This window comes from Dyadobacter sp. CY323 (assembly GCF_021390245.1).
Lineage (GTDB): Bacteria > Bacteroidota > Bacteroidia > Cytophagales > Spirosomataceae > Dyadobacter.
In genome coordinates this window covers 512,957-528,011 of the sequence record NZ_JAJUXH010000003.1, presented here as the reverse complement: position 1 = coordinate 528,011, position 15,055 = coordinate 512,957, and the positions used below count along the sequence as shown (strand labels likewise).

General features: G+C 44.7%; 11 protein-coding genes. 6 read left to right on the top strand and 5 right to left on the bottom strand.

Going from position 1 to position 15,055, the window contains the following annotated elements; translation table 11 throughout:
• Positions 1-159 precede the first annotated feature (159 nt).
• The 3 genes from LZG72_RS08465 (at position 160) to LZG72_RS08455 (ending at position 4,735) form a co-directional block, all read left to right on the top strand.
• Positions 160-2,109 carry an acetoacetate--CoA ligase gene (locus tag LZG72_RS08465; protein WP_233870184.1) on the top strand — a complete coding sequence of 650 codons (1,950 nt, stop codon included), beginning with the start codon at positions 160-162 and terminating at the stop codon, positions 2,107-2,109.
• A 136-nt stretch (positions 2,110-2,245) separates the two neighbouring features.
• On the top strand, positions 2,246-3,949 hold the full coding sequence (locus LZG72_RS08460; protein ID WP_233870181.1) for a S41 family peptidase: 1,704 nt from the start codon (positions 2,246-2,248) through the stop codon (positions 3,947-3,949).
• Between the two features lie 33 nt (positions 3,950-3,982).
• Positions 3,983-4,735 carry an SDR family NAD(P)-dependent oxidoreductase gene (locus LZG72_RS08455; RefSeq protein ID WP_233870178.1) on the top strand — a complete coding sequence of 251 codons (753 nt, stop codon included), beginning with the start codon at positions 3,983-3,985 and terminating at the stop codon, positions 4,733-4,735.
• Positions 4,736-4,737: 2 nt separating this feature from the next.
• Here LZG72_RS08455 and LZG72_RS08450 read toward each other — a convergent pair whose 3' ends face one another.
• The 3 genes from LZG72_RS08450 to LZG72_RS08440 form a co-directional block, all read right to left on the bottom strand.
• Positions 4,738-5,421: a peptidoglycan DD-metalloendopeptidase family protein gene (locus tag LZG72_RS08450; RefSeq protein ID WP_233870175.1), complete on the bottom strand. Its 684-nt coding sequence runs from the start codon at positions 5,419-5,421 to the stop codon at positions 4,738-4,740.
• A 57-nt stretch (positions 5,422-5,478) separates the two neighbouring features.
• Positions 5,479-8,058, bottom strand: a complete 2,580-nt coding sequence (locus LZG72_RS08445) for a zinc-dependent metalloprotease (RefSeq protein WP_233870172.1) — start codon at positions 8,056-8,058, stop codon at positions 5,479-5,481.
• A gap of 78 nt (positions 8,059-8,136) precedes the next feature.
• The gene (locus LZG72_RS08440; protein WP_233870169.1) at positions 8,137-9,072 is read right to left on the bottom strand and encodes a phosphatase; all 936 of its coding nucleotides are present in this window, start codon (positions 9,070-9,072) and stop codon (positions 8,137-8,139) included.
• 158 nt (positions 9,073-9,230) lie between these two features.
• Between LZG72_RS08440 and rpsU the strand changes: the two genes are divergently transcribed.
• The 3 genes from rpsU (at position 9,231) to LZG72_RS08425 (ending at position 13,056) form a co-directional block, all read left to right on the top strand.
• Positions 9,231-9,425, top strand: a complete 195-nt coding sequence (rpsU, locus tag LZG72_RS08435) for a 30S ribosomal protein S21 (protein ID WP_026629542.1) — start codon at positions 9,231-9,233, stop codon at positions 9,423-9,425.
• Between the two features lie 106 nt (positions 9,426-9,531).
• Positions 9,532-10,404 carry a tyrosine-type recombinase/integrase gene (locus LZG72_RS08430; protein WP_233870484.1) on the top strand — a complete coding sequence of 291 codons (873 nt, stop codon included), beginning with the start codon at positions 9,532-9,534 and terminating at the stop codon, positions 10,402-10,404.
• A 66-nt stretch (positions 10,405-10,470) separates the two neighbouring features.
• On the top strand, positions 10,471-13,056 hold the full coding sequence (locus tag LZG72_RS08425; RefSeq protein WP_233870166.1) for a phosphoenolpyruvate carboxylase: 2,586 nt from the start codon (positions 10,471-10,473) through the stop codon (positions 13,054-13,056).
• Here LZG72_RS08425 and LZG72_RS08420 read toward each other — a convergent pair.
• Positions 13,031-14,494 (bottom strand): lipopolysaccharide biosynthesis protein, encoded by a 1,464-nt coding sequence (locus LZG72_RS08420; protein WP_255700970.1) that lies wholly within the window; start codon positions 14,492-14,494, stop codon positions 13,031-13,033. The two genes, LZG72_RS08425 and LZG72_RS08420, sit on opposite strands and share 26 nt — an antisense overlap.
• A 22-nt stretch (positions 14,495-14,516) precedes the next feature.
• Complete coding sequence (locus LZG72_RS08415) at positions 14,517-15,050, bottom strand: dTDP-4-dehydrorhamnose 3,5-epimerase family protein (protein WP_233870161.1); 534 nt, start codon at positions 15,048-15,050, stop codon at positions 14,517-14,519.
• Positions 15,051-15,055 lie beyond the last annotated feature (5 nt).

Genomic DNA, 15,055 nt, shown 5'->3' with positions numbered 1-15,055 from the left:
ATTTTAAAAATTTGACGACAAAGATACGGTAATTTCCGGAGTAAATATTTCCGCCTCATTTTATGCCAAAAGTCATAACCTAACGTTTATTAGTACTATCTGCCGGGCGGCCAGTTTCGGGCTGTTTGGATCTAACTAAACCTTCATAATCATTTGAATATGTCAGCTCAGGAGCAAGTTCAGCCATTGTGGAAGCCGGGAAGGACGTTGCTGGAACAATCGAATCTTAAAAAGTATATGGATTGGTTGTTCGTGAAAAAAGGACTTTACTTCCGGTCTTATCACGACTTGTGGGAATGGTCGGTTACAGATCTTGAAGATTTCTGGGAAAGTCTCTGGCATTATTTCAATATCAAATCACACGACCTGTATCTTGAAGTTCTGCAATACCCGCAAAGCGGAATGATCGGGACCAAATGGTTTACCCGCGCAAAGCTGAATTATGCCGAACATATTTTCAAAAACAAAACAAAAGATCGCCCGGCTATCTTATTTCAATCCGAGGGAACGGAGTTAACGGAAATATCCTGGGAGAGTCTGGAAAAAGAAGTGGCGGCAGTCGCAACCTGGTTGAGACAAAGAGGAGTAAGGCCTGGTGATCGCGTAGCGGCTGTTTTACCAAATATTCCGCAAACGGTCGTTGCTTTTCTTGCGACGAATGCAGTGGGTGCCGTTTGGTCGTCGTGTTCGCCGGATTTTGGAAAACCAGCCATTTCCGAGCGTTTTTCACAGATCGAGCCGAAAGTCCTTTTCATAGCCGATGGGTACCTTTATAATGGTAAAAAGTACGACATTACCTCGTTCGCCCAAGAACTTTCAGCCGCATTACCGTCCGTGAAAGACACGGTTCTGATCAACTATATTGATGTTGAAATCAAGCCCGAACGGTTCACTTCCTGGGAAGATATCCTGCATCTACAAAATTTTGGACTGGAATTTGAGCCGGTCGCATTTGATCATCCGATCTGGATTTTGTACTCTTCGGGCACTACTGCCCGGCCAAAAGCAATCACACATGGAGTCGGGGGCTGCCTGATCGAGCATTTGAAAGCATTAACGCTGCATCAGAATGTGAAGCCAGGCGACCGGTATTTTTGGTATTCCACCACGGGCTGGATGATGTGGAATTATGCATTAGGCTCCATGCTCTGCGGAGCGACACTTGTTCTTTACGACGGCGCACCAGCCTACCCTTCTTCACAAGTACTCTGGACTCTGGCGGAAAAAGCAAGAATTACGCATTTCGGAGGCGGCGCAGCCTATTTTATTTCATCCATGAAAAACGGGGTAAGTATCACTTCCGAACGATTATCGAGCCTGGAAACAATCGGATCAACAGGTTCGCCGCTGCCATCCGATGTGTATGAATGGATATATAAACAAGTTAAAAAAGACGTCTGGCTGATTTCTTTGAGTGGCGGAACGGATGTGTGCAGCGCATTTGTCGGCGGGTGTCCGATATTACCCGTTTATGCCGGAGAAATTCAATGTCGCATGCTGGGTTGCCGGATCGAATCATTTGATGAAAACGGGAAACCGGTTTCAGATGAGCTCGGTGAAATGGTCATCACACAGCCGATGCCATCCATGCCTATTTATTTCTGGAACGATGAGCATCATGAGAAATACCTGGAAAGCTATTTTGAAATGTACCCGAATACCTGGCGGCACGGCGATTGGATCAAGATTACGGACCGGAAATCGGTGATCATTTACGGACGTTCCGATGCGACCTTGAATCGCGGAGGTGTCCGCATTGGTACTGCGGAAATATACCGTGCAGTCGAAAGTATCCCGGATGTAAAAGACAGCCTGGCCGTTTATTTGGAAAAAAGCAATGGAGAAGGTACCATTTCGCTGTTTGTCGTTTTGTATAAAGACAAGTCACTGACCGACGAATTGAAGTCGCAGATTAAAGACGTTCTGAGATCTCAATATAGTCCGCGGCATGTCCCCGATACCATCGAGCAGGTGGATGATATTCCTTATACCATAAACGGGAAAAAAATGGAGGCGCCTATGAAAAGGATATTAATGGGCCAGGATCCTTCAAAGGTCATTAATATAGACACAATGCGTAATCCTGAATCGTTAAAAGCGTTTGTGTAGAAAGACTTTAATTTTCAAACAATTGGTTGCAGAACAGCAGCCGATGCATTTGCATTAAGCACTCAAAATCGTTTACTTCACATTAGAGAATTCCGCTCTGCGGATACAGCTAACTCCTTTAATTACGACCTGGCAGATGAATCAAGAAAAATCCTCAACCCCTATTCAAAATTCCAAATCAGTGGTGCGCCTGCCGATCATTATAGGCATCACACTGGCTGCGGGTGTCTTTTTGGGAAGCACTTTTTTCAGTGGCGGTAAAAAGCTTTCCGACGTCGCAAAAGGATTTGCCAAATACAGGGAGGTTTTGATGCTGGTAGAAAATAACTATGTCGATTCGGTGAATACGGACGAGCTGGTTGATTTTTCTATTGCAAAAATGCTGGAAAAACTGGATCCTCACACAGCCTATTTCAATTCGGAGGAAGCATCGGCCGCGCGTTCACAACTGGAATCGGGATTTGATGGAATTGGTGTGGAGTTTAATATTTACAATGATACCGTTTATGTGGTAACCCCGCTCAGCGGCGGGCCTTCTGAAAATGCAGGAATTCAAAGTGGCGATCGCATTATTTCAGTTAATAAAGAGAATTTATCAGGGCCTGGCGTGACTAATGCTCAGGTTTACAAGCTGTTGAGGGGGAAAAGAGGTACAAAGGTTGATCTGAAAATCGAGCGTATCGGGTTGAATGATAAAATGAATTTCTCGGTGGTTCGTGATCGCATACCGACTTATTCCGTGGATGCCGCCTACATGGTCAGCCAGGAAATCGGGTACATCAAGGTGAGCCGTTTTTCTGAAACAACCTTTGATGAATTCAAATCCGCATTGAAAACTTTAAAGGCAAACGGGCTTAAAAACCTGATCCTGGACCTTCGTGGAAACCCGGGCGGATACATGGAGCGTGCCACGAGTATGGCGGATGAATTCATCGCCGGAGATAAACTTTTGGTTTATACCGAAGGAAAAGACAGCCGCTTTGATAGAAAAACGCGATCGCACGTGGATGGATTATTCGAGCAGGGCCCGTTGATCGTACTGGTAGACGAAGGCAGCGCATCGGCTTCTGAAATCCTTGCGGGAGCATTACAAGATCACGACCGCGCATTGGTAGTCGGCAGAAGATCGTATGGAAAAGGATTGGTTCAAATGCCGATCAAGCTGACCGACGGCTCGGAACTTCGTCTGACTATTTCGAGATATTATACGCCAAGTGGCCGTAGTATCCAGAAACCATATGAACTTGGGAAGGGAGAAGATTATAGTCTTGACCTGTCGCACCGTTACGAAAGCGGCGAGTTGTTTAATGCAGACAGTATTAAGTTCGATAAAAGCAAAGTGTATAAAACCGACGGCGGCAGGATTGTGTATGGCGGTGGCGGCATTACACCTGATATTTTTGTACCGAAAGACACGTTGCTCAACAGTAAATATTTGTTTGAGCTATATTCCAAAAACATCATTCGCGAGTACGCATTACGGTATGCAAATGAAAATCAGAAAAAGCTTGAAAAGCAGCCTTTTAAAGAATTTGTAACAAACTTTGAAATTTCTGATGCTATGCTCTCCGAGCTGGTGAAAGATGCAACGAAATCCGGGATCAAACCGAATGAAAAAGAACTGGCGCTTTCAAAACCGTTGATTACTTCTCAAACCAAGGCCATAATCGCCCGTTATGTCTGGGGAAGAAAGCAAAAAAGTGGCTTGAACAATGAAGTCTTCCAGGTTCTTAACCCTACGGACAATGTGTATGCACAAGCCGTTCAGCTTTTTAACCAGGCGGCCCAGCTGGAAAAAGGAAAGTTCAGCAGTCTGAATATCCCCAAAAACAACAAGTAAGTACTGCATTTTAGTAACGAATCAACGATCAGAATGTCCCGAATTGCATTGATTACCGGAGCTACATCCGGCATTGGAAAAGCTACTGCAGAAAGTTTCGCCGACGCTGGAATCGATCTTATTCTTTGCGGCCGCCGCCAGGAAAAGCTCGACGAAATTTCCAGGAAACTGTCCTCAAAAGTCAAAACAACTACCTTGTCTTTCGATGTTCGCGACAAAGGTTCCGTCGCAGGTATGATCGGCTCACTTTCAGACGATTGGAAGGAGATTGATATACTGGTTAATAATGCAGGTAATGCACATGGACTAGGCCCGTTGGACGAAGGCGATACGGACGATTGGGACGCGATGATTGATGGAAACGTGAAAGGGTTGTTATATGTTTCCAAAGTGGTAATCCCACTCCTACTTGAACGCGGAAAGGGTCACATCGTCAATATCAGTTCCATCGCCGGGAAGCAAACGTATGCGAATGGCGCCGTGTATTGTGCCTCGAAAGCGGCAGTGGAGGTGATCAGCGAAGGAATGCGTCTTGAACTTACACAACACGGCATCAAAGTAACCAACGTCGCGCCGGGTGCGGTAGAAACGGAATTCTCACTGGTACGTTTCAAAGGAGACGAAAGCCGGGCTGAAAAAGTCTACGATGGATTTGATCCGTTACAACCTGAGGACATTGCGGACGCCATACTTTACGCCGTAAATGCGCCTGGCCGGGTTACGATTGCAGATATCACCATTTTGGCTGGGGCTCAATCGGCTGCGACGGTTATTCACCGGAAGTAGATTTATCTCGCATTCTCTGCAATCCGCATTATCAAATTCGGATCCGGGCAAATAGAAAGATAGTGTTCGCGATCCTGGATGCTGCTTACGCCGGGGAAGTCGCCCGAATAAGCTCCAATATCATTTATAATTTGAAAATGCAGATGCGGAGGCCAGTCACCGTTTTCCGGGAATGGACCTATCGAAGCAAACTCTTCTCCCGAACGAATGCTTTTTCCTTTATATAGCCCATCCAAAGATTTCAGCGACAAATGACCGTATAATGTGAAGAATGTGATCCCATTCAATTCGTGTTGGAGTATAATGGTGGGCCCATAATCTCCGTAGTGATCATTAAATGCGAAACTATGCACGATACTATCTAACGGAGCATAAATGTGCTCACCGGCACTCGCCCAAATGTCGGTACCCAAATGAATGCTTCTTGGATTTTCAATGTCTTGTGCGAAATGCTTTCGCTGGCTATAAATAACGCGGTTTTCGTCATACCCTCCGATCCCAATGTAGCTGTTATCTGAAAGCATTTCGTCGAAAACATACTTCGAAAAGATGTCTGTTTCCGACAAATCCCGGCTTAAAAGCGCCGCATTACTTTCTGAAAAGTCGAGCTTCCTGTATGGTTTAGTACTGCGGATTACAGGCTCAAATTTCGTTTGATCGCCAAGAACAATTTCCAGGTTTGACATTTGGATTTGCATTTAAAAGACAAATGCCAGACCGAAGCCTGGCATTTTAAATCTTAATTATTTTGGATCTAACGCGATTTTGATTCTCTGTAAAACATCCTGCAAATGATATTTTGTCAGCTTATCCGGATTTTTTGCGATCGCCGATTGCAAGGTCGTTTTCAAACTCTCCAAATGCGCCCTGGCAATCGAAGGCAGATCCGTTTTCTCCAATTCAACAACACGTGTGGAGTAACCATATGTAATTCCCACTGGAATCGATTGCACATTGGCTTTGCCCGGCTTCAACATATCGATCAATTTTTCGGCATAGACCTTTTGCAAATTTCTCCGGTACAGATCAGTAGCTTTTCCGGTTCTGGCTTCTGACCATATCCCACTTTCGAGGTCCGTGAAAAGGTCGTCCAATGTGAAATTTTGGGCAGAAGTTCCGGTTTCCATTAACCTCACGGCCCGGTCGCCGGCAAAAAGCGCAGTTATCGCATATTCCTGCAATGCTTTCACCGCTTCTACACCGGTTTCCGGTTTAATTTTATTTAAGATATTCTGGTCCAATAACCAGGAAGGTGTTTTGAAAAGCTGGTTGTTGAGGAATGCAACCGCTTCTTTCTGAGTAGCTTTTGGCACGGATGAAAAGGTTGGGCCATCCATATCATACGTTGTGGGCGTATCGTATATCCCACCCACATTCTTGATCACATGACCCAGGTAACGGCGGTACTGACTTACTACATTCCCGTAAATCTCATCCAGCTCCTTATAACTTTCGCCATCTTCCTTACTCCATTCAATCAGATTAGGAAGAATTCTTTTCAGGTTTTTAATACCATATTCAGAAGCTTTCATGGCATTATCGCTCAAATCCTCGGTTTGGTAACGCGGATCATACGGACTGATCTCCGTTCCAAAATGCAGACGATTATCCTTGTAAGCCTCTTTCGTCAATGCATTCAGTAATGATTTTTCACCCGCTACATCTTTGGCGTCGGGGAAATTGCTGTATCCCCACTGAATGGCCCATTTGTCATAATCCCCAATTTTTGGGAACAGATTGGTAACGCCGTCTTCGGGCTGGGCCACATAATTAAACCGTGCGTAATCCATGATCGACGAGGTATGTCCATGTTCCTCGACCCAGGCTTTATCCCGCAATTTTTCAACGGGGGTTGCCGAACTTGCTCCCATATTATGACGCAAACCCAGCGTGTGGCCGATTTCATGTGACGATACAAAACGCACCAGCTGGCCCATTAACTCGTCGTCAAACTTCTTTTTACGAGCATTCGGGTCTACCGCTGCCGCCTGAATAATGTACCAGTTACGTAACAAGCGCATTACATTATGATACCAGCCAATATGACTTTCCAGAATTTCGCCGCTTCTAGGATCGTGCACATTTGGCCCATATGCATTTTGAATGTCTGCCGCGAAATAGCGTATTACCGAGTACCGGGCATCTTCCAGGCTCATCGTTGTGTCTTTTTCGGGCCAATATTCGCCGCGGATCGCGTTTTTCCAGCCTGCTTTTTCAAATGCAACCTGCCAGTCGTCTACCCCTGCTTTCAGATATTTACGCCATTTTTCGGGAGTTGCCGGGTCGATATAGTAGATAATCGGTTTTTTCGGCTCAATTAATTCACCGTTTTTCTGACGTTTTGCATCTTCTGCATGCTTGGGTTCAAGTCGCCATCTAACCGCAAACACTTCATTGTCGGAACGCTGCGACTCCTCACTGAATATCGCATATTGATTTGCAAAATAGCCGACCCGGCTGTCGAAAATGCGTTTCCGCATGGGGCTTTTTGGAAGCAAGATCAGCGATGTATTCATTTCCAGAGTTACCACTCCGGCATCCAGCCCGGACGGAAGATACTGTCCAATTGTCGGCACCGGCGTTGTCGTGAGCATCTGCGGGGTAACGCTGAACGTTTTTACCGTCCTTATTTCCGTATTGATCGGATAACTTTTGATCTTTTCAATGTAAGAAGCTTCCTTTTTGAATGAAGTCAATTTAAGCAGCTGCTTGCTCACAGAACTTAACGAGAATACCTGATTGTCTGCATTAAAGAAATCGGTAACATCAATTACAGATGTTTTTGCTTCCGGTGCTTTTTTGATAGCCTTAATGTCAAAAACACCGATAATGGGATCGGAACTGGAATTTTTTACTGCCTGGAAAATCGGTTTGGTACTATCCGGGCTGGTGACAAGTACGGTTACAGATCGCAGCAAAAGGTTATCGTCCATTCCCTTTTCCCAGCGGATCATTTGCCTGTTTACCTCTTCACCACCAAAAATCCCTCCGCCAGCCGCCGTTTTGGAGTAACGTGTTACGGCCATGATATCCAGGCCAAGTAACGAATCGGGAATCTCGAAATACCATTTATCATCCATTTTATGGACGGAAATCATACCTTTCTGACTAACGGCGCTAGTATCAATCAGATCTTTGAAGGCTTTGGGGCCTTTCTTTCTGTCGTCTTTCAGCTTGTCTTTTACAGCAGTAGCCATCGCGTCAACTGCCTTGTCAATCTTTACATCTTCCTGTTTTTCTTTCTTTTTTTTCTTTTGTGCTTGCGCATTATTCATGCACATCATGGCCAATCCCGTTAGAAGGAGGTAGCGGAATAATCTCATAAACCTTTTTTGGATGTTAAGAATGTAATGGATGAAACTGAATAGAGAATAACGAAGTAATTTAATAAGAAAAGCGAATTATCGGGCTAGTAATTGTGCCAGTACGCCCTCTTTCAAAGCATAGCTGGAAACCTGTATCTGTTTGATCCCAAAACTTTTGAGTACGTAATCGATAAGGCAAACCGCGACAACGATCATATCTACGCGCAACTCGATCATTCCGGGAATACGCATTCGCTCATCGTGGTTTGCGGAAAGAACAAGTGCATAAGTCCGGTAAAATTCATCGATCGGAAGATCGAAATCAGTCTGGTTTTTGGAAGGCCAGCTCTTTGTTCTGTGGTGAAAATCAATGTCTACCAATGTGTCAAATGTGCCTGATGAACCGACAAGTTTTACTGGAGCGTACTGATGAACTGCATTCCAGAGCGGAATCAGGTTTTCCTCGAAATAGTTATATAGATTTTTTCGATCGGCCTGGGATAGCGGATCTTTACGCATGAATTTTTCCATCAGCCGCTGGCCGCCGATTTCAAAACTTTGCTTCCAGAAAATCTGTGATTTGTTTCCAATGATAAACTCAACACTCCCGCCGCCGATATCCATGATCAGTGAATTCGAATCTCCCAGATCGGCAGCTCTGCGAACGCCGTAATAAATGTACTCAGCTTCGCGATTGCCGTCAATCACATTGATCTGAATACCGGTTTTGGTCAAAACTTCTTCGCAGAATGCAGCCTGATTGTCAGCATTCCGGATTGCACTGGTCCCAAATGCAAAGGTGTTGTCTGATGAAATTTCGTAAGAGTTCAGTTTTTCACGAAAGAATAGCAATACATCAATTGCCCGTTCGGTCGCTTCCGCCGTAATAAGTTTCTTATTGATCCCGCCCAACCCGATTCGCGCCGGCCTGCTTTCGTGAAATAATGTGGTGAAGTCACTGCCCTGTTTTTCAACGATCAACAGATGAAAGGTATTTGTTCCCAGATCAATTATCCCCAGTCGCGTACTCATATAAGCATTTAAATCGGTCTATGGCGTTCTTGTCATCGCAATGATTGCAAAAATAACCTAAATTTGAAGACTTATTTCTTGATTTTCTGTCAGATATATCTTTTCTTTGCAGTCCTATTTTTCAGAAATCAGTTCAAAGAACATTATAACTATCAAGCATGCTTATTATTAACATCAAAGACAACGAATCGATCGACCGCGCTTTAAAACGTTACAAGAAAAAATTTGAAAGAACTGGTACAATGCGCCAGCTACGTGCGCGTACAGCTTTTGAAAAACCATCTGTAAGACGTCGTTTCGAAGTTTTGCGTGCAGTTTACAAGGAAAAAACGTACGGTCATTTAGAAGACTAGTTCTCTCGAATTGTTTTCTGAAAGAAAAATATAGGATCATCGTATCCGCAATTTTGCAAAAAAGAGCTGTCTTGTGTTAGACGGCTCTTTTTTGTATGTTAGAATGATGATAACCACATTTCTGGAATTTTTGAAATTTGAAAAGCGCGCCAGCGTCCATACGGTCAAGTCTTATGAGACCGATCTTGACCAGTTTCAAAAATATCTTCTGGTTCAGTATGAACTGAGTAACCCTGAAACGGCGCAGTCTCCCATGCTGCGATCCTGGATCGTGAGTCTGATGGAAGAAGGATTGAACCCCTCTTCGATCAATCGAAAAATCGCAACGCTCCGTGCATTTTATGGGTTTTTGAGAAGAAAAAAACAGATCGATAAAGATCCGACCAAGATTCTGTCTGCATTAAAAACCCGGAAAAAGCTTCCGGCATTTGTGGAAGAAAAATCCATGGAAATGCTTTTTGGGGAAGAAATGTTCACCGAGGACTTTCCGGGTGTCCGCGACAGGCTCATTCTGGAATTACTGTATGGCACCGGAATCCGTTTAGCCGAATTAATCGACCTTGAACTCAAAAATATTGATCTGTCTGGCCGGACGATCCGCGTTTTTGGAAAACGGTCCAAAGAACGCATTGTACCCATTTCTACGTCTTTGGTACTTCTTCTAAAAAAATACCTGCAATTGCGCTCGCCGGAAGAAGATACGGATTGTCTTATTATTACGGATTCGGGTAAAGCAGCTTATCCGGTTTTCATTCAGCGCATTGTAAAAAAATATCTCACTGCGGTTACAACGCTTTCCCAAAAAAGCCCGCACGTGCTCCGCCATACTTACGCCACGCATTTGCTAAACCGCGGCGCGGACCTCAATGCGATTAAAGAATTACTGGGTCACGCAAACCTTGCAGCGACTCAGATATACACGCATAACTCCATCGAAAAGCTTAAAAAAACACACCAGCAGGCACATCCCAAAGCCTGAAAGCCATTTTTTAGGGCTATATTTGTCAGCCTTGCATATCTCAAAATATAATTTCGTCAGTTGTATATGAATAACAGTTTCCAGGACGCAGTTGTAACGAAGTACAATATATTCAACAGTCTTTTCCTGAGTTTGCCATACCGGGGGATTTTTCAGACTGGCTCGTTATTACCTATTCTTACACAACAAAGTGAGACCGGATTTCAGGAAGGAAAGTCGCCGAAGGAGATCATCGAGCATTTTTTTACTGAACTCCTGGAAACCGCTACTCCCAAGGAACGGGCGGATCTCCTTTTTGCTTTTATCCAATATATTGAAAGACAGGTAGTTTTGTTCGATTCGGTAGAAGATGCCGCATTTGATCAAACGCATGAGCTTACAGGAAAGGGCTCGGTGACTTATTTAACAGACAGGCTGGATAATGATGATCTGAAGAAAAAGCTTTTGACTAAACTGGAAGATTACAGCGTCCGGATCGTGCTCACCGCTCACCCGACACAGTTTTATTCAGGTAAGGTTTTAGGGATTATCAATGACCTGGAAGATGCGATCAAGATCAATGATTTTACCGAAGTAAACCAGCTATTGCTGCAACTCGGTAAAACTGCATTCATTAATCACGAAAAACCAACGCCTTTCGATGAAGCTGTCAGCCTCTGCTGGTTTCTCGAAAATGTATATTACGATGCCATTCCGGCCATTCTTGAAAAGTTGATAAACGGCTTGGGAATGAGCGTTCATGACTGGCCATATCCAAATGTTTTCAGACTTGGTTTCTGGCCGGGAGGTGACCGTGACGGAAATCCTTTCGTAAATCCGGAAACGACCCTGCAGGTTGCTGCGAGATTGCGGGAAACGCTTTTGAGAGGATATTACCGCGATCTGCGTCAGTTGAAACGCAGGTTGACATTCAAAGGCGTAGACGAGGCGATTTCGCTCGCAGAGAAAAAAATGAACAGCACCATCTTCGGACCTTTCGAAGAAGGTTATGCCAATGCAGGAGAGTTGATTGATGAATTATTGAAAGCCCGAGAAGTGCTGGTAACCAAACATCAGGGACTTTTTGTGGAGCTGCTTGATAATTTTATCCTGAAACTTAACCTCTTCGGATTCTTTTTCGCCAGTCTGGATGTGCGCCAGGATAGCCGGAAACATGCTAAAGCCTGGGAAGATATATTGAGACGTCTGGAAAAGAAGGTTCCGTTGCTCAAATACAGTGATTATGAAAGCTGGGACGAGGCTAAGAAAATCGAGCTGCTGCTTTCGCTGAATATTCCATTACGCGACGAAGATTATGAAGATGAACTGACCAAAGACATTCTGGGATCGATCCGCGCCATTAAAACCATCCAGGCTAATAATGGCGAAAAAGGCGCGCACCGGTATGTGATCAGCAATAATACGTCTGCATTGAATGTAATGCAGGTAGTGGCACTTGCCAAGAACCTGATCGCCGACGAAGACGGGAAACTTGCATTGGATGTTGTCCCGCTATTTGAGACCGTGGATGACCTTGCAAATGCGCCGGAAATTATGCGCAGCTTGTACGAAAATGAGTATTACCATTCGCATTTGCAGAATCGGGAAAACCATCAGACCATTATGGTTGGGTTTTCGGATGGTACGAAAGATGGCGGCTACCTTCGGGCAAACTGGTCTATTTACCGGGCAAAAGAGGAATTGACGAAAGTTTCGAGAGAATTTGGAATAAAGGTCACTTTCTTCGACGGACGGGGAGGTCCGCCGGCGCGTGGGGGTGGAAATAACCATAATTTCTATTCTTCGTTAGGAACCGATATCGAAGACAAAGAGATTCAGTTAACGGTTCAGGGGCAGACAATCAGTTCGAATTACGGAACGGTGACGACTGCAATGTATAACCTGGAAAGGTTGTTTACAGCCGGTTTGGAAAACCACTTATTCCGTGGAAACCGGGTTGAAGATGAGCTCAGTCCGGACGATAAGGTGCTGATTGAGGAAATGGCGGAAAGTGCATATAATGCCTATCTCGACCTCAAAAACCACCCGATGTTTGTGAAATATCTGGATAAGAAAACACCATTGCGTTTTTACGGACAAACGAATATCGGAAGTCGGCCGACTAAACGGGGTAACGACGATGAAGGTTTGAAATTCGAAGATTTGCGGGCTATTCCATTTGTAGGCTCGTGGGCACAAATGAAACAGAATGTGCCAGGGTTTTACGGTTTCGGTTCTGCCATTCAGCAGCTGGCTGACAATGGTAAAATGGAGACGATCCAACATTTATATAAACGATCGCTTTTCTTCCGTACCCTCATCGAAAACTCGATGCAATCGCTGTCGAAAGCATTTTTCCCCGCGACAAAATACCTTCGCGAGGAGGAAGATTATACAGAGTTTTGGGACAAAATGTACAATGAGTTTGTACTGACGCGTGATTTGTTGCTCGAAGTATCGGGACAAAAAGAGTTGCTTGACAGCAATAACGTCACCAAAGTTTCCATTAAAACCCGTGAACGGATTGTATTGCCTTTGATTACCATTCAACAGTATGCATTGCAAATGCTGGCGTCCGATCCGGCAACGCTGCCAGTCGATGTGGAGACGTATAATCAGTTGATTATGAGAGCGATGTTTGGTATTATCAATGCGGCCCGGAATTCAGCATAGTGCTGAACCGGTTCTTGCCCAATACTTCGGGATGAAATTTTAAGATCAATATCCCGTAGGTTGTAATGCCGACTAGTAATGAAACGGTCAGTTCGGAAACGGCTGAAAAATGATTGCCCGATAAAAGCCGGAATGCTAGAATGGCAGCCAGCATAACCATACTGGATATGCTGCTTTTGCCCATAACTTTGAACACATCCAGATTGGTCACGGGTATGAGTTTGTTAATGAAGTAGTTGTAGATAAAAAAACTGGCAAAGCTACTGGCAACAATGCTGAATGAAACGCCTTGCAGGCCAAAGTTCAGCCCGACTAGAATCCCAGCGACAGCGACGATGCGTGTGATAAGGGTCATTTTCAGGTAGGTGCGCGTGCGCGCGGTTGCCTGGTAAATGGCTCCCGGAAACACGCAGATTTCAAATAAAGATGCAATTCCCAAAATGCGCAGAACCGGAACTGCCGATATCCATTTTTCACCCATAATCACGGGAACCGCCAAATCACAAACGGAGGCAAAACCGATGATTACCGGAAAACCTATGAGTGTTGTGAGTGAAACGGTTTTCAGGTAGTACGATCCCATTGCCGCAGCGTCCGTTTGAACCTTGGACATGGCTGCGAAAATAACCTGAGAAATTCTGCCTTTAATGTTCGAAACGGGCCACATATACAGGCTATATGCGAGACTATAAATGCCTAGTACGCTGGTACCCATCCATTTGCCAATCAAAATATCATCAATCCGTCTGCCGAATACAAGCATGAATTGAGCTAATGACTGCGGTACCCCAAAATGCAGCAAGTCTCTCATTTCCTGCAAACGGGGCTTAAACGCGAACTTTGGCCACGCAATCATGCAGAACCAGACTGTCCGGATTGCCTGTAACAAAAATAGCCGAACCACCAGCGCCATCCAGCCATAACCTTCGGCAGCCATGTAAAGTGATATTCCGCCAGCGAGGACAATGCCAAAAAAGGAAGTGAAAGCAATTTTATCAAATGCCAAACGCCGCTGCAACTCGGATAATGGAAATGTTTCCAGAAATTGAAAGGGAATGGACAGGCTTAATAGAAAAAAAACTTTTGCAAGATCTGGCCTCTGATAAAAATTCGCGAGGTAGGGAGATAAACACCAGATGATCAGCATCATTAGTAAAGCTGAACACCCCGTGACAACCAAGACGGCGGAATAAAATTGGTCGGAAGGATTTTGTCGCTGAGTGAGCGCAGAAGCACTACTCAGCGACCCGAACACTTCAATCAGTACTACTAATGCAAGTGCCGCTGCCAGCATTCCAAAATCGTCAGGATTTAGCAGGCGGCTCAGAATCAATGTGATACCGATGTTTGCAAGTTGCCCCGCAAAAGACAGAATCAAATTCCATCGGATGCTTTTAAAAACGGAATTTTCAAAACGATCTGAACCCTCGTCGGCCAATTTGTTAGCTATTCAATTTAAATCAAGAAAACTTGTACGGAATTTCCGGCGAATCCAGAGGTATTCTCCAATGGTCCGGATCGTCGTATTGATATGCTTTGTCTACAATATTAAGTAATGCAGCCGGTTCGCTCGTATAATTCTGAACGCCGTGCCAAACTTTCGGAGGGACAATGATCAGCATCGGTCTTAATGCACCGCACCTGAACTCGTTGACCATTCCATAGGTCGAAGAATCTTCTCGCGCATCGTAGAGTACCACCTTAATGGATCCTGTATTTACAAAAATCCGATCGGTCGTGATCTCATGCGCGTGCCAGGCAGAAATCCCATTCGGGTTGAGCGAAACCTGAAAAATTTGCCCAACCGGCAGATCGTCTAACTCCCAATCCTGACGATATATCTCGGTAAGATGTCCGTTATTTTTAAGCACATTCTTCACTTCTTTAACCGATACACCATCAATCAGTGCGAAATTGGTCAGGCTCCATTGAGCCGTAATACTTTTTGAGTCTTTAATGGAGTTGGCGACAGTCCATTTTTGAGTTTCTAACATAACGA